Below are 209 nucleotides of genomic sequence, written 5' to 3'. Positions count from 1 at the left end.
CGGGCGGAGTGGCGCGTGGCCGCCCGGCCCGCGGCGCGCTTCCTCGGCCTGTAGCCGACCTTGCGCCTGAGCTCCATGTTCGTCATGCCGTCGTAGCCCGCCGAGACCCAGCGGTAGATGGTCGACGGCGACAGGTCCACCGGCCCGCCGTTGCGCGCCGCCATCTGCTCGGGCGACAGCCCCCGTCGCAGGCAGTCCCTGATGGCCTC

At 74.2% G+C, this 209-nt stretch carries 1 pseudogene; it reads right to left on the bottom strand.

The features are described from left to right. Positions 1 to 209 (bottom strand): annotated as a pseudogene (locus tag GPK39_RS09230) (IS30 family transposase); the annotation flags it as partial.

The sequence above is a fragment of the Collinsella aerofaciens genome (genome assembly GCF_018785245.1).
Lineage (GTDB): Bacteria > Actinomycetota > Coriobacteriia > Coriobacteriales > Coriobacteriaceae > Collinsella > Collinsella aerofaciens_AD.
The sequence above is the reverse complement of the archived record's forward strand: the minus strand, read 5'-3'. Positions and strand labels throughout refer to the sequence as shown.